An 18,509-nucleotide genomic window follows, 5' to 3' on the forward strand; every position below is an offset into this window, starting at 1 on the left:
TTTCCCAGACGCTGCCCCCAATTCACCGGGACATCTCAATCTGTTCACACTTCGCCGGCCGCCCACTGTGAGATGGGTACCAAACCACGCGCCGGGGGAAGGTCAGGCGGCGTCCGGCAACGAAGCAACCATGTGTTCCCACGCCTGGTGAAGCCGGGCCGTGATCGGGCCGGTTTGCGTGATGGTGGTGACGCACCGATGGCTATGGTCGTAGAGCTCGACCGACGATGTCAGGCCCTGGGTGCCGTGCGCATGTGTCACCCAGGACTCCGCGATGAACACCGGATCCATGGCGTATCGCGAGGCCCCGAAGATGACGGCTATATGTGCGCCCGCCTGTTCTACCATTGCCGCGTGGCCGCGGTGCAGCTGCACGCAGCCGCCGCCGGGGACCGCGATCGTGAAAGGCATGTCCACGTCCACGATGTGAGCCAGCAGATGGGGGATGACCTGCGAATCGATCTTGCGGGCGCCGGTGAATGGGAGCACCCGATAACGCCCGGGGGTGAGCGCGTCGAGGTGGGTGAGCTGATCGGTGTCATGCCAATCGACGTCGGACCAATCGGTGACGGGGAACGCTTCGGGGGCCGCCGCCGGCGCCAGCTCTAGGGCGCTGATCGTCAGGCGATCCGAAAGCGGGGTCAGGTAGGCGCGGTGTGTGCCGGTCTCGGCGACCATCGTCAGTGCTCGTGGTGCCAGGAAGGCGTCGCGGACAAGCGCAGGGTTGAGCCGCAGAGCGATGTACTCGTCGTCGCAGCACAGTGCCTCACCGGGGAAGGCGGGTTCCAGGTACTCGCCGGTGTGGCTGATCAGAGCGGCATCGTTGGCGGTCACGGCCACCACCGTGCCAAGGGCGGGGAGTGCCTCGGCAATGGCATTGGGCCCCGCCACGATTCGTCGTGCAGGGCAGTGTTCGCAGCGCTGGCCGTCAGTACACATCGCGGACGTACCGCTTTTCCCGCTTGAGGGTGTTGACGTATTCGGATGCCTCATCGGGGCTGAATCCGCCGTGCTCACCAACGATCTCGTGCAGTGCCTTGTCCACATCCTTGGCCATGCGCGTGGCATCGCCACACACATAGAAGTGCCCGCCATCTTGGAGCCATGCGAACAGATCCCGGCCGTGCTCACGCATCCGCGTCTGCACGTAGATCTTCTCTGCCTGATCACGCGAGAAGGCCAGATCGAGTCGGTCGAGAAGGCCGGAGGTGTGCCAGCCGTCGAGCTCGTGCTCGTAGATGTAGTCGTGTTCCCGATGCTGGTCACCGAAGAACAACCAGTTGCGGCCGCCGGCACCGCGCTGCTCACGTTCCTGCAGGAACGCCCGGAACGGCGCCACACCGGTGCCGGGGCCGACCATGATCATCGGCGCATCGTCATCACTCGGAACCCGGAAGGACTTGTTGGGCTGCAGGAAGATTCGGGCATTATTTCCACGGTCTGCCAAGAAGGTGGAACACACCCCGCCACGTTCACGGCCCAAGCTTTGGTACCGCACACCGGCGACGGTCAAGTGGATGCGCTCGGGGTGAGCCAGTGAGCTGGAAGAGATCGAGTAGGCGCGGTGCTGCAGCGGTTTGAGCAGCCCCATGAACTCCTCCAGGCTCAGCGCATCCCCGCCGATGCGCAGGATATCGAGAATGTCCTTGCCGTACAGCCAGGCATCCAGCACCTCCTTGACCCCGCCCCGCAGTGCATGCGAGAACTCCTCGCTCTCCGCGCGGCTTTCCACCTCGCTCAACAAGTCTCGCGATGGGGCACTGATCTCGTAGCGCGTGCCCAGCAGTTCGCCCAGTGGCTCGCCGTCGACCAGGGTCTCTGTAGAGACACGGAAATGATCCGCGATCGCCGCTACCAGTGTCGGATCGTTCTCTGCGATGACCGCGAGCGCGTCGCCCGCCTCGTAGGTGATCCCACTGTCCGCGAGCGCGAACTCGAAGTGCCGAATCTCCTTGTCGGAGCCCGCACGTGAGAGCAGCCGGTTGACGCGTACCTCTGCGGGGAACGGATTCTTGCGCGTCCATCCGGAGCGCACCACGGTGCTCGGCGGGGGAGTTCCGGGGGTGCCGCTGGCCCCGGCCAGCGTGACCAGGCTCGCGACCGCGCCCTGGACCCATTCCGCGGCCTGCGCCTCATAGTCGATGTCGCAGTCCGCACGACCGACCACGCGACTCGCACCGAGTTGTTCAAGCCGGGTGTCGATGAGCTTGCCTGCTTGGCAGAAGCCGTCGTAACTGGTGTCGCCGAGGGCGAGCACACCGTAGGACACCCCTTCGAGACGGGGCGCCAGTGTTGAAGACAGTGCTTCCCAGAACAGTTCGGCGTTATCGGGCATCTCGCCCTCGCCGTAGGTGGAGGTGACGATAAGGACGTATTTCAGCCCGGCGAACTGATCGAGCGCTATCTCCTCGAGGCCGCTGACCGTCACGTCGAACCCCTGAGCCTTGGCCGCGGCCGCAGCGTCACCTGCCACGATCTCGGCATTGCCGGTCTGGGTGCCGTACAGGATGCGCAGTGGCGGGCGGGGAGCCGCCACGTCCGTGGAGGCCGCCGGTGGTGGCGCTGCCAGGTTCATGGCGAGACGGGAGTGCAGTCCCGCCAGGAAGCCGGAGAGCCAGGCGCGCTGGTCCTCGTTGAATGGGGCGTCTTCGGGAATGTAGGCGATCTTCATGGCTTCTTCACGTGGTCTGGAGGGACGGTCCGGACAGGGCGACAACAGGTAACGCCTGATGTGCGAACAGCTCTTCGAAGGAAGGCAGACGGCCGATCTTGTCTCGGTTTTTGTTGCTCTGGTACAGGATCCAGCCGTAGGTTCCCGGGCTGTCCACCGACAAGACGTTGCGTTGGCTCAGCGCCTCCTTGTAATCGTTGAGGCGCTTGTCCGCGATGAGCACGGCCAGGTCCTCATCGCTATGTCCGTCTATCGCCTCCCGTGCATACTTCTGCAGCTTCTGGATCAAGAAGAAGTCTTCGGTGAGTACGAGATTGCGCACCGCCTTGCCGATCCGGGGGTCGGTGACGTCGTTGATGTTCGGCATCCTGGATAGCGCGAGCTGCTGGGCCATGTTCAGCACCGTGTAGGTGTTCAGCAACGCGTACATCCCCTCGGTGTCGGTGTCGCCATATGCGGGCACCGATCCTTCGAGGACATCGCGCTGGCTGCGGTAGGACAGCTTGAACTTGTGTACTTGATAGCCGGCCAGGGCGGCGGCGAGTTCGTCCAGCAGTTCCTTGCGTGTCTTGCCATGCAGAATGGCGTCGGAATCCTGGTACTGCAACAGCGCCCGCGACATCGTGTAGACCAGGTGCTCTCGGGTTGTCTGCCAATCATCAAGCAGGGCTTGGCCTCTGACTGACCCAGTAGCCGCCACATGCCATTGCAGCAGGATGCGCGCTGCGGCCTCGTGGAATGGGGCATCGGTCACGGGCAGTACCAGCACCGAGTCGCTACTGACCTTCGACGGCAGCTGGCCGTGCGGGTCGTATTGATACAGGAAGCCTCCGCTCATCCCGTTCGCTACGCCCTTGCCGAATCCACCGATGTTAAGCACGGCGCCATTGGTCATGTACTCACAAAGGAATTCGCCGACGCCCTCGACCACGGCCGTTGCACCCGAGTTCCGAACCGCGAATCGGTCCCCGGCCTGGCCTTCCACGAACAGCCGTCCGCCCGAAGCGCCGAAAAGGGCAAAGTTGCCGATGAGGACGTTGCCGCCCGGCGCCTCCGATCCGCCGCCGGGCGAGCGCACGGTGATCGTGCCGCCGCAGGCGCTCTTACCGACACCGTCGTTGCAGGTGCCCGTGTGCATCAGCATCATTCCGTCGTTGCAGAACACGCCGTAGCTCTGGCCTGCCGAACCCGTTGTGGTGATCGAGACGCTCTCGGGCAACAGGTAACGACGGCCGCGCTCGTCGGCGGCGACCGCCGATCCGTCTGCCCCCCGATAGTTCAGCATCCGCTCGATATCGATCGCGAGCTGACCGCCGACGCTCTTGTTCTGGTTGGTCAGCTGTCTGGGCGGCAGTACCGTGCCGTCGAGGTCGAGCTGCTCGGTGAACGCATCGTCCACCGAGTAGTCCTTTTCCATGTAGACCGGATTCTGGACTACGAATTCCTCTGCCACCGCGAGCATGCGGCGCAGATCGAGGGTGCCGATGCTCGACGGGTGATCCAGCAGATGTAGCAGGTCGCTGCGTCCGCGAGCGTCACGCAGCGTCCGCAGGCCGAGCGTCGCAAGAAGCTCCCGAACTTCGTGCGCGATGTTCAGTAGATACTGGGCAAGTGCCCGAGGGTCACCCTCGAAAACCTCTGCGTTGGTTGTGAGCCCGGCGGGACACTTGATGTTGCAGTTCTTGGCCATGACACACTTGAGCATCATCAGGGCGGTGGTCCCGAACTCGAAACTGTCCGCCCCCAACAGCGCTGACTTGATGACGTCGCTGGCGGTCTGATGCGCACCCGAGCAGCGAAGCACAACCTTCTGTCGGATTCCGTTGGCGCACAGGGCCTGATGCACCTCGGCCACGCCGATTTCCGCCGAGCGGCCCGCATACTTGAGGCTTGTCACGGCCGCCGCACCGGTGCCCCCGGTGTTGCCTGCGACGTTGATGACGTCGGCGCCGGCCTTGGCGACGCCCACGGCAATGGTGCCAATGCCTTCCGACGAAACCAGTTTCACGATCACCCGGACACGCGCTGCCTTGCAATCATGGATCAGCTGCGCGAGGTCCTCGATGGAGTACGTGTCGTGGTGGGGCGGAGGAGACACGAGTTCGACACCCGGGGTGCCCCCGCGTGCCGCGGCGATTTGGACGGTTACCTTCGGCGCTGGAAGCTGACCGCCTTCACCGGGTTTGGCTCCCTGCCCGATCTTGATCTCCAGCTCCTGCAGCATCGGGTCGGCAAGGTACCCCGCCCACACCCCGAACCGCCCGGAGGCGAACTGCTTGATGCGGGAGCCGCGAATGGTGCCGTAACGGCTGATGTGTTCGCCGCCCTCGCCACAGTTGGAGAGTCCACCGACCAAGTTGGTTCCATGGGCCACCGCCTCGTGTGCGGGGGCCACCAACGCGCCGTGGCTCATCGCCCCCGATGTCAGCGAGGGGGTGATTTCACTGGCCGGCTGTACGGCGGACAGTGGGATCGAATCCGGAGCGGTCCTGATCTTCGTCAGGTAGCTCGCCGCTTGGCCGGTCGCCCTCAGATGCAGCTCGTCGCCGACGATCTCCTGGCTGGTGATATCAGCGCCGAACCGAACCCGAAGCGAGGCCGCCAGCGCCGCGAGCCGCTCGTGGGTGTGCGAGAGCCGCAGCACGAACCCGCCGTCGGCTTCTCGGCAGGACAGGCCACGTACCTGAAAGTCGTTGTTCCCGAATCGTGCGAATTGCCCCATTTCCCTGCGGAACTCGTTGGCGGTACGCACGAAATTGACATCGGCGGGCAGTGCCAGCACGTCCCGAAGCGCCGCCGGGCGCCGCGTGCGTTCCGTGTTCATCGCCCGGACAAAACTGCGATAGCCCGGGGTGATGTCGAAACTATCGACTGCACGTGTGGGCAGCTCATCGAAGCTGTTGTTGCGGTAGGCGCCGTCGTCCAGCCCGAACGCACCCTCGAGTTGGTGTAGTGGCAGCAGCCTGAGGTAGGTCGGGTCGGCCATATCAGGGTTTTCCGGGCGCGCTTCGTCGCCGAACGAGATGGCTTCCTCGGTCATGTCGACGAACCCGCGTACCGCCGTTGTGCCATACGAGTGGCCCGCGCCCTCGGCTCGCTCCTTGAACAGGCCCAGCAGCGGAACGTCTTTCTCGCCGTTCACCGCCAGCGCACGCGCGTGCCAGTCGGCGACCGCGGTCGCGAGAGTGGAGAAACCGACACCGGCGACCGGCGACACGACATTGGGGAAGTACCTGTGCAACACAGGATCAGAGGTATCGAGGTAGTTCGGCTCGAAGAACTCGCCGCCGATGTAACTCTCGACGGTACACAGGCCCACGCGGCCCATCGTCTTCATCAGTGACTTCTCGGCCGCCTTGGCGAAATGTTTGAACGCCTTGTCGGCATCGGCCCCGTACTTCTCCTCGGCCCGCATCTGCACCGCCAACGGGTAGACCGCCGACGCGCCGAATCCCAGCACGGCGGCCACGTGGTGCGAGGAACACAGTTGTCCACTCTCGGCGATCAACGAAACGCGCAGCCGTAGGCCCTCTTCGATCAGCCGCTGGTTTATGGCGGAGATGACGATGATGAGAGGCATTGCGGCACGGTCACTGGAGACGTGGCGATCGGAGATCACCGCAATGCCGCCGGACTCCCGCGCGAATTGCTCCACCGCATCGCATAGTTCATCTATGGCCCGCACGATTCGATCGGCGTTGGATGCCGGGTCGGTGAGCTCGATGCGATAGCGCATCCCGAAACGTCGGACCGGGGTGCCCTGCTGCTCGCGGATCTTGAGCATGTCGAGATGGGTCAGGATGGGGGAGGGCACCACGATCTGAGGTGCGGGCTGTGCCCCGCTGTTGGGCTTTGCGCCGAGCGCAACACGCAGGGTCATGCCATCCGCCTCGCGGATGGAATCCAGCGGTGGGTTGGTCACCTGGGCGAACCGCTGCGAGAAGTATTTCGCAACGCCGCCTTCCTGATTGGAGAGGGCGTTGATGGCCGCGCCGTAGCCCATCGCGGAGATCTTCTCCTGGCCGGTCGCGAGCATCGGGTCCATCAGGAACTTGAAACTTTCCTGGTTGAGTGAGTACGCCACGTACCGCTGGTGACGGTCGAGGTCGCCGTCGTATCGTGCCGGCGAGCCCTGTCCTGCGGGGGGCACATGGGGCAGGTCCGCGATGTTCACGCGGGCCTGCGCCAGCATGGAGGGGTAATCATGGCGCGCGGCAAGCTTTTCGAGTGCCTCGATGGTTCCGTAGGAACGGCCTTCGGCGTGGTCGTAGTAGCGCATGCCGCCGGCCTCGATGCGGCCTCGCTCGATCACCGTGTCGGGGTCGAAGTAGATCTGTCCGGCCTCGGACATCACTCCGAGGTACTCGGCGGTCTCGACGGTGCGTAGTGGCCTGAGGCCAAGCCGGTCCAGGCGCGCGCCGATGATGTTGCCGTCCCCGAAGATCAATGCGGCCGGGCCGTCATTCTTCTCCTCGTAGAGGCTGAAGTATTCGAGCATCGCCGTCACCCCGGGCGAGAGTGTTGTGTCGTTCTCCCATGCGGGCGGCATCATCGCGACGACGGCGGTGACGAGGTCGAGATCATCCTCTAGCACCCGGCTCTGCAGGGTCTGATCAAGTCGACAACTGTCCGATTGTCCCACCGGGCGAATGATGGCCCGGTTACGGGCCAGCGCAATCGCGTTCTCGGACAAGCGATTCTTCTTGTCCGTATTGAGTTCGCCGTTGTGCGCCATCAGCCGGAACGGCTGGGCCATGGTGGCATTCGGTGCGGTGTTGGTGGAGAACCTGGTGTGGAAGAACATCGAGTGCACTTCCATCCGAGGATCGGACAAGTCGCTGAAGTACGGCACCACCTCGTTGGAGTTCAGGCGTCCCTTGAGGACTTGCGTGTGTGTACTGAGCGAGAGTGGGTAGAGCCCAAGCAGTTCCGGGCGCGTGTAGGCCACGGCCTCGATCGCCATGAGCGCCTCATGGGTCTTGCGTTCGGAATCGGAGCGGAACACCCATTGCCGAATCGGCAGCTGGTACTTCACGGCGGCAGGGCGAACCGCCTCGTTGTCCACCGGCACATCTCGGGTGAGCAGGATCGTGAATCCCTGTGCCCGCAGTGCCTGTTCGATGACCGCCTCGGCCTCGGGATGGAATGCCGGATCGGTGGGTAGGAAGAAGTTACCCACCCCGAACTTGCCCGGCTGCAAGTCAGGATCGCCGGTCAGCTCGGAGAAGAAACGGAAGGACAGGTCCATGTTTACGCCGGCGCCGTCACCGACGCCCTCGGAAGACATTCCTCCTCGGTGCGGCACGGCGCAGAGCGCTTCGTGGAGCTTGCGCACGACATCGTGTGTCTGGATGCCGTCCTTGCGGGTCAGGAAGCCAACACCGCAGCTATTTTTCTCCTGGCTCTGGTCATACAGCCCGTTCAGCCGATTCTCCTCACCCAGCGCCGCGCACGGCGTATCCAGCGTGTGACGTTGGGTTTCTCGTTCGTTGAGCGAACCCGCCCTGACCAGCGCTCCGCATGGTCGCGACCTGGCGGACGCCGGTAACCCGGCTTCCTGGGGTCAGTTAAACCAAGCCTAGCCTAAGTCGGTGTGGTCTGATAGTCAGCGGGATATACGTCACACTGAGAATCAGACTTAGCAAGCGTGCCGACGCTTCGATGGACCGGCCGCCCCATCCCATTATGGGGCAGGGGCGCGAAAATCGCCGGTCAGTAGTTATTGCAGGAGCTGGCGACCTGGTTGATCAGCACGGTGTACTCCTGAACGGCGGGCATGCCCCGCACCTCATTGACCATCTGCTGGCGCTTCACCTTCGGCGATGCCACGAACTGCTGCAGCCAGGCACCGGCGATCGGATTCGCGTTCACCTGCTGTGCTGCGGCGGGGGACTGCTGGTTCAGCGCCGCCATGATCTGCGGGTACGTGCATGTGGTGTTGACGATGGCCGTCACATCCGGGTCGGCGGATGCGATTCCACCGCCTACAACCAGCGACAATGCCATTGCGCCAGAACCAACAATCAACTTCGCCGTCAAGGACATTCTCGTCTACCTTCCACCAGTTCCCCCGACGTCCATATCGACAGTCGGCGAGATTCCGTTACGCACAACGCTAGCAGGATCGTCAGAGTCCTTAGTCATGCTATCTACTGGCAGGTGAGCTCCAAATGGAAGCTCTACCAACACGAATGACACGTCGATTACGTGATGAAGCACACTTCTGTACGGGCGAAAGTCACTGACAGTGGGGATTTTGGCCCATGGCCACCGCGACCGACGGTCAATAGTGTCGGGGAGGAGGAGCAGAGCCGCCCTATCGCATCGGAGGAGCCATGACCACCACGACACCAAGCCCCCACATTCTTGTCGGTGTCGACGGATCGACGTCGGCGCTCCACGCCCTGACGTGGGCCGGCGCCGAGGCCCAGCGGCGTAATCTGTCGCTGACGTTGGTTCACGCCGTCGATCACAGCAGCTTCGGACAGGGTTACAACCTGGGAGCGTCGGCGAGCTTCTTCGATCACCTGGACACCGACGGCGCCGAGTTCCTCAGTCAGGCCAAGGACCACGTCTACGCACTGTTCCCGAATGTCGAAGTGTCCACGGTCAAGGCGGCGGGTAAGCCCGTCGCGATCCTCGTCGAGTTGTCCCGAAATGCCGTCATGACGGTGCTCGGATCCAGCGGGCTCGGCGGATTCACCGGCATGATGGCCGGCTCGGTATCGGTATCGCTGACCGCGAAGGGGCACGGTCCGGTTGTCGTGGTGAGGGAAGCGGCTGGGCCGGCAGGGCCGGTTGTCGTGGGAGTGGCCGACTCCGATTCCAGCGACGGCGCGCTTGCATGGGCGTTCGAGGAGGCCTCGATGCGACATGCCGAGCTGGTGGCGGTTCATGTCTGGAACAACATTCCGCCGGGGTACGTCTACGCCTACACCGCGTGGAGCGCCGTCGATTCGACCACGGAGGAACGCCGTCAGGAACAGATTCTTGCCGAGCGTCTATCCGGATGGCAGGAGAAGCATCCGGAGGTACCGGTTCGGCGCGTTCTGGCGATCGGGCATCCCGCCGATGTCCTGCTCCGCGCATCCGAGGGCGCGCAGTTGATTGTCACGGGAAGCCGCGGCCGGGGTGACGTCGCGGGATTCTTCCTCGGATCCACCAGCCATGCGCTGATTCACAAGGCTGCTTGCCCGGTGCTGGTGACACCGCGGCCGTAGTCTCGATATGTGAGCACCGCGCTGAAGGAATGGAGCGCAGCGGTACATGCTCTGCTCGACGGCCGACAGCAGGTTCTCCTGCGTAAGGGCGGAATTCACGAGAAGCGTTTCACGCTTGCCGATTCCAGGTTCCTGCTCTTCCCGACAATCGTGCACGGCCATGCCGAACGAGTGCGACCGGAACACCACGATTTACTCGAGCGTGCCGCCGCCGATAGCACCGAAACCGAGGTTGTGGTGCGGGCCGGGGCAGAGGTCGTCGCCGCAATCGAAGTGAATCGGCCCGAGGCGCTCGAAGAGATTGCGGCGCTGCATATCTGGACAACCGAATCAATTCGTGAGGACCGCGTGGATTTTCGGCCCAAGCACCGACTGACGGTGTTGGTGGTACGTGCGTACCCGTTGGTCACGCCCGTGAGAATCCTGCGCGGTGACGGACACGTCGGCTGTACCAGCTGGGTGCAACTGGAGGTCGATCCGCGATGGGGCACACCGGTGCATACGGAATCAACACTCGCGGAGGTCGCTCAGCGAGTTCGCGACTCCGTAGGTGCGTGAGGGAGCTCGGGGGTTGGTGTTCCACCGATCGCGTCGAGCCATCGTCGACGCACCGGACCCCACCGACGGTCAAACATCAGGGCCCGCTGCCGCGCTCGTTCGAGCGTCTCCGGCGAGTAGCGCCACCGCGCCCAGGGGGATGTCGGGCGAGCCAGTCGAACCGCAGCCCACCAGGCGATGGGGGCAATGAAAATCCCGATCATCGCGGTGGGGTACTTGCCTTTGAGCGCGGTGATCGCGACCAGCCCGAGGTGCACCAGCAGCAGCATCACCGCGACTCCGCGAGCGATGGCGATGACGCCGGTCAGCCCATCCACGTTCAGCGGCGAGATGCCGACCGCTGCCAGACCTATGCAGGCGCTGGCAAGCGTGACCATATCGACCGACAGCTGTCCTTCGTTGGACCAGTAGACGTCCTCCAGATGGAAGATCATCGCGAACTCGTCGAGCACCAGCGATGCGCCGATCCCCACGAGTAGGCCCGCGAGATACGTCCACACCGATAACGGTGGAGAGCCGAGCGCTGTGAACCCTCCGACGATCAACAGGATCACGCCCGGCACGGAATGGTGGATGTGAACGCCACCGCCGGAGATGTTGTGAAACGGGCCCCGTCCGTCGCGAATGAGCCGGGTGATGGTGCGCGTCACCACGAAGGTCACCACGAATGCGACGAAGCCGAGTAGTAGGGGACCTTTGTAGCCGTCCACCACGTCGTACTGCCACCAGGTATCTAGCCAGGCCACCTTCGGATGTTAGCCGGTCAGAGGGGCGGTACAGGGAAAGAGAGGGGGGAGATCCCCACGGCGTTGCGTGTCAAAGTAAGGTCGCCCTCACCCAGCGCTGGGAGCAGCCCCGCGCGCGCGAGTGAGGGAGTGCTGTGACCGCCCAGCCGGATTTTTCGTTGATCGTCGGCTATGGCACCGATATGGGCAATGCCGAGGACGCTGCGATGTCGTTCTGCGAGGCCCTGGAAGAGGCCACCGGGATCAAATCCGAGGCGATCGAGCTCAACCAGATTGATGTGGCGGACCTGCAGTCGGCCTCGCACTTCGTTGCGGTCGTCTCGACATTCGGCGACGGTGAGTTCACCGACAACGCGCTGCTGTTCTGGGAGGCGATCAGTTCCGAGGCGGCCGACCGCCTGGAGAATCTGAGTTACGCGGTACTGGCACTGGGTGACAGTAGTTACGAGTTCTTTTGCAACGCGGGTCTGCTCCTCGATCAACGGCTGGAGGCCCTCGGCGCGGTCAAGCTCGCCGACCGCGTCGATGTGGATGGGCCGTATCTGCAGCTTTCGAAGGAATGGACCACCGACCTCGTCAAGCGCTTGTCCGCGGGTCAGGCCAATGTCTCGGCACCGATAGTCGTGACTGAGGCCCCCGTACAGCCCAAACGCGACCGCAACGAACCTGTCGAGGCACGATTGCTCGTCAACCGATTGCTCACCACCGCTGAATCCGATAAAGAAGTGCGCCACTATGAAGTGGACCTCACCGACTCCGGAATCACCTATGAGGCAGGTGATTCGATCGCAGTGCACGCGAGCAACGACCCCGCCCTTGTCGCGGCGATACTTGCCGAGCTGGGCGTGGGCGCCGATCATCGGGTGGCCGGTCACGATGAGCCCCTTGGTGAACTGCTCTCCGATCACCTGGAGATCCGTACCCCCTCGCGCACTCTTCGCAGTGTGGTGGCTACCCGAACGGACGACACGGACGCGGTCGCCGCGTTGGGTGGCGATGTCGTGCCCGCGCCGGGTTCCTGGTTGTACGGGAAGGATGTCCTCGACCTGATCAGGTTGGGGGAGCTGACCGTTGACGAGCTGGTGGACAATCTTCGACCGCTGCAGTTCCGCGACTACTCCATCGCATCGAGTCCGGTCGTCCATCCCGACACTGTGCACCTGACCGTGGCGACCATCCGGTACGCCGATGCCGAACGTACCTATGGCGGGGTGGCATCGACCTTCCTGGCAGATCGTGGACAGACGATGCGCGTGCATCTGCGGCCCAACCACACCTTCCGGCTTCCGGCGGCCGACGTACCCATCATCATGATCGGGCCGGGAACCGGTATCGCTCCGTTCCGCGGTTTCCTGCAGGAGCGTCAGGCCACGGGTGCTCCGGGACGTTCGTGGCTGTTCTTCGGGGACCGGCGGCGTGCGACGAGCTTCCTCTACGGGGAGGAGCTACAGGGTTTCGTTGATTCGGGCGTCCTGACCCGGCTCGATCTCGCGTTCTCCCGCGACGGGGCTGAAAGCGAACCGAAACAGTATGTCCAGCACCGTATGTCGGAGAACGCGGCGGAGTTGTTCGCCTGGTTACAGGACGGTGCGTACGTGTACGTTTGCGGCGACGCCGACCACATGGCCAAGGACGTAGACGCCACCTTGCACGAGATCGTTGCTCGCTACGGCGGCATGGACGCCGCTGGTGCCCATGCGTACGTCAACGATCTCATCAAAAGCCATCGATACGTGCGCGACGTCTACTGACGGTTCATTCCCGACCCGCGAGCCACTTGTCCAGCACTCGCCGGTCTCGTTTGGTCGGTCGACCGGCACCACGATCACGCGCTGCCACCAGGACCGGGGGAAGGGCGGGCTGCGCAGGTGTTCGATCGAGATAACAGGTCACGGCATCGGCAGCACCAACCCGTTTCTGGATCACCCGTACCACCTTCACGATCCGCGTGGTGTCACCGACCCGAGCGCGAACCTCGTCGCCGGGGGACACGGTCGTCGACGGCTTCGCCGGTCGATCGTTGATTCGAACATGTCCGCCTCGGCATGCGGCGGCGGCGTCCGGCCGGGTTTTTGTCAACCGGACCGCCCATAGCCACCGATCGACGCGTGACGACTCCATGTCCTCCATCATGAAGTGTCCGGGCGTCAAACTTCCAGAACCTCCTGGTCGCGCAGCGACAGGATCTGCTCGATCTCGCGCTGCAGCCGTTCGTGACGAAACGGTGGGAAGTCGAGGGCGGCGGCGGTCCGTGCGGACAGGCGCGCGAACAGGTCCACGGTCTGTCGCAGTGCGTTGACGGTGTCGACGGCGTCGAAATGACCCCAGCATCCGTTGAGTTGTTCGCGAATGTCCGAGTCCATCCAGCTGTTCATCCGGGAGCCCAGGTATCTGGTGTCATGGGCGATGCCATGCCGCACGGTGTGGTCCCACTCGATGACTCGCAGCAGTTCTTCCTTGAGGTCCTGGTCACGTAGCTTGGCCGACCAGAGTTCCTCGCGTACCACCGATTTCGCACACATCAACGCCGCGGCGTAACCCCAGTGCAGACACTCCTCGAACTCCTCCTCGTCCGGTAGCTCACCCTCGGGCGCACCCACCGACTCTGGGGCGGGCGCGAGATCGTCTTTGTCGAGGAGGACCAGAAAGGGTCTATCGTGCTGCGCGGTGGCCAGGTCTTCGGCAGGTACCAGGGTGAAGTCGAGCTTGCCGCCCGCGTAGTAGATCAGCCGGGTGGGATACCCGGTGTCTTCGTCTTCCAGACGCTCGACCACAAGGACCTCACCCAGGTCTGACCACCAGGAATCGTCGTCCGCCAGGTCATCGGGATCGGGCGCGTAGAGCTCGATATCCCGATCTGATAGTGGATGATCATCCCCGTTGGCAGCGGATCCGGTGACAATGACTGCCCGGACGGCGTCTGTCTCAGCGGCCCATGCGACCAACTTCTCAAGCACCTCACCGTAATTCACGCCTACATCCTTGGCTGGCGGAGCCGCTGTTCTCAAGAGCTTTTCCGCGTGTCTGGCAGGTGTGTCCGGCGCGTCGGGTAGCCCGCTAGCCGGCGTTGTTCTTGTTGGTGCCGTCCGGCACGAACGGGTTGACCCCGGGCGGTGTCAACGGGTTGGCGCCGTCGTAGGTCGGCTGATGGGCACCTTGCTGGTACTCGACGTCACCCGGCGCCAGGCACGGGTCAAACTCGGTGGCGTTGACACTGGGCTGGTTGGCGTAACACACCGGTGGGGGTTCCGGTGCCGCCGCCGCGACCGGCGCCCCAATCAGTGTCACTATTCCGAGGGCCATTGCCGAACTCACTGCCGTCAATACGCGCATGTCCACGCCTCTCTGCACTTTGAAACTCAGCTAACTGATTGTGCCGCGCTTCGCGACCGCCACAATTCATGTCTATCTATGCATATATGATTTTCAAGGCGTATGTCTAGATCGGCATGAGGGAAATCAGGAAGCTCTCATGGAGATTTCAGTTAATACTCAGAATACCTGCGCCGGGTATGGGTATTGGGCAGATGTGCCTGGCTTTCAGAGTTGCGCAGAGCGTTCGGGCCCATGGGCGAGCAGCATCTCGACGAGCTGCTCGATCAACTCGTCCTCGCCGACTGCTACGTCCTGGTGCAGCCACGCCGCGACGGCCTGGCCCACGCCCCCGATGATGAAATGGGCCAGTACGGGCAGATTGCCCTGATCGTCCCGCCGGAACCAGTCGCGCAGGTGCTGGGCGAACAGCGAGACGAACATCGCGGTGGCTTCGAATCTCTTGCGGACCAGCACCGGGTTGACCTGGCTGGGGCTGTACAGCAGCTGTCCGATGCGCCGGTCGGCGTTGATGACGCGCACCACGCTGGTGATACCGGCTCGCACCTGCAGGCGGGGTGGTGCCGCGGCCACCTCGGCCTCGACGGTCGAAGCAAGCCCCTCAACTGCCCAATCGAAGATCGCGACGGCGAAGTCGTCCTTGTCGGCAAAGCTTTCGTAGAAATAACGTTGCGCCAGGCCAGAGCGCTGACAGACGGCGCGCAGGGTGAGGTCGCCGGGTCCGTCCGGGGCGCCGAGGATGTCCAACCCGACCTCCAGTAGCTGCCGTCGACGCCGGGCCAGGCGTTCGTCTGCAGGAAGGCCGCTGTAGGAGCGACCGGCGGGGGATGGCACCCGATCAGTCTTGCAGGAGCCGGTGTTGCCCGGGAATCGAACGGGCATTAATCTGAATGCGCTTGCATCCAGATTAATGCGATTCATCACCTTCACATCACCGACTCGACGCAACGGAGTGCACATGGACCTGGCCTTCTCGGCAGAGGAAGAACAATTCCGCACGGAGGTTCGGGAGTTCCTGGAAGAGAACCTCACGGAGGACCTGCGTTCGGCCGGGCGTCTGCAAACGAGTGTGTACAGCGACCATGAGGCGAGCCTGCAATGGCAGGCGATCCTGCATGAGAAGGGATGGGCCGCGCCGGCGTGGCCGGTGAAGTACGGTGGGCAGCCCTGGACTGTCGCGCAGCACTACATCTTCGCGGTCGAGTCCATGATTGCCGGGGCGCCCGCCCTGTCGCCCATGGGTATTCGGATGGTTGCGCACGCTATCGTCAAGTTCGGCACCCAGGAGCAGAAAGACTTCTTCCTGCCCCGCATCCTGACCGGCGAGGTGTTTTTCTGCCAGGGATACAGCGAACCGGAATCCGGCTCCGACCTGGCGTCATTGCAGATGTCGGCGGTCGCCGACGGCGATGACTTCATTCTCAATGGTTCTAAGATCTGGACAACCCATGCCCGCGAAGCGAATTGGATGTTCGCCCTCGTTCGTACCACCAAGGGCCTGAAGAAGCAGCTCGGTATCACCTTCATCCTCATCGACTTCACCTCGCCCGGAATCGATGTGAAGCCACTGGTGATGAGCTCGGGAGAGGAGGTGCAGAACGTCGTCTTCTTCGACAACGTGCGAGTGCCCAAAGCGAATGTCCTCGGTGAGGTCGACGAGGGGTGGACTGTCGCGAAGTACCTTCTCGAGTTCGAGCGTGGCGGTGGGGCAGTGGCGCCCATGCTGCAGGTGGGTCTCGATCAGTTGAGCACCGCAGCCCAATCAGTACCCACCGAAAATGGCACCCTGGCAGCAGATCCCCTGTTCCGCGCCAAGCTCGCCGATCTCGCGATTCGTGTCGACGTGTTGGAAGTTCTTGAGCATCGAGTGCTGGCGGTTGTTGCCGGTGGCGGTAACCCCGGCACCGCATCCTCGATGCTGAAAATCCTTGGCACCGAACTTTCTCAAGCATTGACCACGCTCACGCTGGAGGCCGCCGGTCCGCGCGGTCGTGTGTATCAGCCCCATGTCACGAAGCCGGGTGGTCCGGTGGTCGAGTACACCCCGCCCGCCGACGGTTACCACAGCGGTGAGTTGTGGCAGGCGGTGGCACCGCTGCATTACTTCAACGATCGAGCTGGATCAATTTACGCCGGTTCCAACGAGATTCAACGCAACATCCTCGCCAAGGCCCAACTGGGTCTCTGACAGACAAGAGCGAATATCACCATGGATTTCAACCTCACCGACGAACAGCAACTCCTCAAGAATTCTGTCTCGGACTTCCTGTCTCACCGCTACGCCCTGGATACCAGTCGACGCGCGGCGCGCTCGAGTGTCGGCTGGCAGCCGCAGGTATGGAAATCCTTCGCCGAGGAGCTCGGCATTCTCGGCGCACCACTGCCCGAGGACCGCGGTGGTCTGGGTGGGGGCGCAGAGGAAGTTCTTGTCATCGCCGAAGTGCTCGGGCAGCATCTGGTGGTCGAGCCATTCATCGGCACCGTGGTTCTCGGCGGCGGGCTGCTACGGCGCTCGAGCAGCGACCTTGCCGCAGAACTCGTCGGCGGTATTGCGGCCGGCGATGTTGTCACCGGATTTGCGGCCCTGGAGCCGACTTCCGGCCAGTCGTTTCATTCCGTGCGGACCACCGCGCGCCGTGAAGGACAGGACTGGGTACTCGACGGCGAGAAGATCGTGGTCAGTGACGCACCGCTCGCCACCCATCTGATTATCACCGCACGGACCTCCGGTGCTGACGCAGACACCGCGGGTCTCACGCTATTCGCGATACCGTTCGATCCCGTTGATCCGCCGCCGGGGGTAGACGCACACCACTACCGGACGATCGATGACCATCACGCCAGCGATCTGGTGATAGCCGGCCTGCGCGTGCCGGATTCGGCGCGTATCTCGGAGGTGGACGAGGCGTGGCCGCTGATCGATGCCGCACTCGACGAGGCCACAGCCGCCACCGTGGCCGAGGCGGTGGGGATGTTGCGCAAGGTCCTAGCCGACACGGTGGAATACACCAAGCAGCGTCAACAGTTTGGCGTAGCCATCTCCAATTTCCAAGCGCTGCAACACCGCATGGTGAATATGCATATCGAGGTCGAGCAGGCGGTCGCGGCCTCCTATCTGGCCTCGCTCAATCTCGACGGCGCGCGCCGCACCCGGGCGGTGTCGGCCGCCAAGGCGACTATCGCGCGTGCGGCCAGGCTGGTGGGGCAGGAGGCCGTTCAGTTGCACGGCGGCATGGGCATGACCGAGGAGCTCGCCATCGGACATTACTTCAAGCGTCTCACCGTGATTGAGTCGGAATTCGGGAACCGAGACTTCCACACCACGCGGTATCAGCACGCGCGCGACTAGATCTATCCGACGAGATTGATCACCAGATTGATCGTGCACGCAATGATCACGGTGCCGTAGACGTAGCTGAATAGACAGTGTTTCAAGACCACATCGCGGATATGCGACTCGGTGACGGCGGTGTCAGACACCTGGTACGTCATGCCGAGATTGAAGGAGAAGTAGTAGAAGTCGACGTAGCGCGGCGGCACGGTGGAATTGAAGTCGATTCCACCGGGGATGTCCTGGTAATAGATCCGCGCGTATCGAGCGGCGTAAATCGTGTGCAGCATCGCCCACACGGTCAGGATCGCTCCGATGCACAGGCCCGCGTAAATACCCTTGTCCTCGTCATTGGCGGAGATCAGAAGTATTCCGATCGCGGACAGGCTGGCGACCAGGACCAGCAGCATTGCCACATCGCCGAGCTCGTCGTCCATGTCCTCGCTGCTCGCGCGGGCACGTGTCTGGTCCGGATCCATTGGCCACAAGACAATCAGCGCCCATACGACACTGATGGCCGCGGCGACGATTACCACCGCGAGCAGGGCAACCTGCCAGCGCTGCAACAGCGTCCACGTCAGGATGCCGGCCGCCAACCCCACCACGAGTGCGATCCAGAATCGTCTGGTGCCGGTCATGGACCCTCCCGC

15 protein-coding genes are annotated in these 18,509 nt (G+C 63.2%); 5 read left to right on the forward strand and 10 right to left on the reverse strand.

Annotated features, from left to right (window positions below):
- Positions 1-102: 102 nt before the first annotated feature.
- The 4 genes from MSTE_RS11935 to MSTE_RS11955 form a co-directional block, all read right to left on the reverse strand.
- Positions 103-939 carry a ChuX/HutX family heme-like substrate-binding protein gene (locus tag MSTE_RS11935; protein ID WP_096501433.1) on the reverse strand — a complete coding sequence of 279 codons (837 nt, stop codon included), beginning with the start codon at positions 937-939 and terminating at the stop codon, positions 103-105.
- On the reverse strand, positions 929-2,671 hold the full coding sequence (locus tag MSTE_RS11940; RefSeq protein WP_096501435.1) for a diflavin oxidoreductase: 1,743 nt from the start codon (positions 2,669-2,671) through the stop codon (positions 929-931). Before MSTE_RS11940 ends, MSTE_RS11935 begins: the two co-directional genes overlap by 11 nt.
- A 7-nt stretch (positions 2,672-2,678) precedes the next feature.
- Positions 2,679-8,096, reverse strand: a complete 5,418-nt coding sequence (locus MSTE_RS11945; RefSeq protein ID WP_096501437.1) for a glutamate synthase-related protein — start codon at positions 8,094-8,096, stop codon at positions 2,679-2,681.
- Positions 8,097-8,383: 287 nt separating this feature from the next.
- Positions 8,384-8,716 carry a hemophore-related protein gene (locus MSTE_RS11955; RefSeq protein ID WP_096501441.1) on the reverse strand — a complete coding sequence of 111 codons (333 nt, stop codon included), beginning with the start codon at positions 8,714-8,716 and terminating at the stop codon, positions 8,384-8,386.
- Between the two features lie 290 nt (positions 8,717-9,006).
- Between MSTE_RS11955 and MSTE_RS11960 the strand changes: the two genes are divergently transcribed.
- Both MSTE_RS11960 and MSTE_RS11965 read left to right on the forward strand, forming a co-directional pair.
- Entirely contained in the window at positions 9,007-9,891 is an 885-nt protein-coding gene (locus MSTE_RS11960) for a universal stress protein (protein ID WP_096501443.1), read from the forward strand.
- A 9-nt stretch (positions 9,892-9,900) separates the two neighbouring features.
- Positions 9,901-10,449 carry a DUF1802 family protein gene (locus MSTE_RS11965; protein ID WP_096501445.1) on the forward strand — a complete coding sequence of 183 codons (549 nt, stop codon included), beginning with the start codon at positions 9,901-9,903 and terminating at the stop codon, positions 10,447-10,449.
- Here MSTE_RS11965 and MSTE_RS11970 read toward each other — a convergent pair.
- Complete coding sequence (locus MSTE_RS11970) at positions 10,419-11,195, reverse strand: hypothetical protein (protein ID WP_096501447.1); 777 nt, start codon at positions 11,193-11,195, stop codon at positions 10,419-10,421. The genes MSTE_RS11965 and MSTE_RS11970 overlap by 31 nt on opposite strands.
- A 134-nt stretch (positions 11,196-11,329) precedes the next feature.
- On the opposite strand from MSTE_RS11970, the gene MSTE_RS11975 reads away from it, so the two are divergent.
- Positions 11,330-12,946 carry a diflavin oxidoreductase gene (locus MSTE_RS11975; protein WP_096501449.1) on the forward strand — a complete coding sequence of 539 codons (1,617 nt, stop codon included), beginning with the start codon at positions 11,330-11,332 and terminating at the stop codon, positions 12,944-12,946.
- 4 nt (positions 12,947-12,950) lie between these two features.
- On the opposite strand, the gene MSTE_RS11980 is transcribed toward MSTE_RS11975, so the two are convergent.
- The 4 genes from MSTE_RS11980 to MSTE_RS11995 all read right to left on the reverse strand — a co-directional run bounded on the left by MSTE_RS11980 (position 12,951) and on the right by MSTE_RS11995 (position 15,362).
- Positions 12,951-13,316: an RNA-binding S4 domain-containing protein gene (locus MSTE_RS11980; RefSeq protein WP_096505778.1), complete on the reverse strand. Its 366-nt coding sequence runs from the start codon at positions 13,314-13,316 to the stop codon at positions 12,951-12,953.
- Between the two features lie 26 nt (positions 13,317-13,342).
- Positions 13,343-14,167 (reverse strand): aminoglycoside 6-adenylyltransferase, encoded by an 825-nt coding sequence (locus MSTE_RS11985; protein ID WP_096501451.1) that lies wholly within the window; start codon positions 14,165-14,167, stop codon positions 13,343-13,345.
- Between the two features lie 85 nt (positions 14,168-14,252).
- Positions 14,253-14,498, reverse strand: a complete 246-nt coding sequence (locus MSTE_RS11990) for a hypothetical protein (protein ID WP_231897056.1) — start codon at positions 14,496-14,498, stop codon at positions 14,253-14,255.
- A 237-nt stretch (positions 14,499-14,735) separates the two neighbouring features.
- A complete protein-coding gene (locus MSTE_RS11995) occupies positions 14,736-15,362 on the reverse strand; it encodes a TetR/AcrR family transcriptional regulator (RefSeq protein WP_096505782.1) in 627 nt (208 codons plus the stop codon).
- Positions 15,363-15,486: 124 nt separating this feature from the next.
- On the opposite strand from MSTE_RS11995, the gene MSTE_RS12000 reads away from it, so the two are divergent.
- On the forward strand, positions 15,487-16,716 hold the full coding sequence (locus MSTE_RS12000; RefSeq protein ID WP_096501453.1) for an acyl-CoA dehydrogenase family protein: 1,230 nt from the start codon (positions 15,487-15,489) through the stop codon (positions 16,714-16,716).
- A gap of 21 nt (positions 16,717-16,737) precedes the next feature.
- Positions 16,738-17,877 carry an acyl-CoA dehydrogenase family protein gene (locus MSTE_RS12005; protein WP_096501455.1) on the forward strand — a complete coding sequence of 380 codons (1,140 nt, stop codon included), beginning with the start codon at positions 16,738-16,740 and terminating at the stop codon, positions 17,875-17,877.
- Between the two features lie 2 nt (positions 17,878-17,879).
- Here MSTE_RS12005 and MSTE_RS12010 read toward each other — a convergent pair whose 3' ends face one another.
- The gene (locus MSTE_RS12010; protein WP_096501457.1) at positions 17,880-18,497 is read right to left on the reverse strand and encodes a DUF1345 domain-containing protein; all 618 of its coding nucleotides are present in this window, start codon (positions 18,495-18,497) and stop codon (positions 17,880-17,882) included.
- Positions 18,498-18,509: the final 12 nt, after the last annotated feature.

It is taken from the genome of [Mycobacterium] stephanolepidis (genome assembly GCF_002356335.1).
Lineage (GTDB): Bacteria > Actinomycetota > Actinomycetes > Mycobacteriales > Mycobacteriaceae > Mycobacterium > Mycobacterium stephanolepidis.

Excerpts from the sequence above, each read along its gene's own strand:
- MSTE_RS11935 (WP_096501433.1), bottom strand. The coding sequence starts at position 939 with ATGTGTACTGACGGCCAGCGCTGCGAACACTGCCCTGCACGACGAATC.
- MSTE_RS11940 (WP_096501435.1), bottom strand. The coding sequence starts at position 2,671 with ATGAAGATCGCCTACATTCCCGAAGACGCCCCATTCAACGAGGACCAG.
- MSTE_RS11955 (WP_096501441.1), bottom strand. The coding sequence starts at position 8,716 with ATGTCCTTGACGGCGAAGTTGATTGTTGGTTCTGGCGCAATGGCATTG.
- MSTE_RS11960 (WP_096501443.1), top strand. The coding sequence starts at position 9,007 with ATGACCACCACGACACCAAGCCCCCACATTCTTGTCGGTGTCGACGGA.
- MSTE_RS11980 (WP_096505778.1), bottom strand. The coding sequence starts at position 13,316 with ATGGAGTCGTCACGCGTCGATCGGTGGCTATGGGCGGTCCGGTTGACA.
- MSTE_RS11990 (WP_231897056.1), bottom strand. The coding sequence starts at position 14,498 with ATGGCCCTCGGAATAGTGACACTGATTGGGGCGCCGGTCGCGGCGGCG.
- MSTE_RS12000 (WP_096501453.1), top strand. The coding sequence starts at position 15,487 with ATGGACCTGGCCTTCTCGGCAGAGGAAGAACAATTCCGCACGGAGGTT.
- MSTE_RS12005 (WP_096501455.1), top strand. The coding sequence starts at position 16,738 with ATGGATTTCAACCTCACCGACGAACAGCAACTCCTCAAGAATTCTGTC.
- MSTE_RS12010 (WP_096501457.1), bottom strand. The coding sequence starts at position 18,497 with ATGACCGGCACCAGACGATTCTGGATCGCACTCGTGGTGGGGTTGGCG.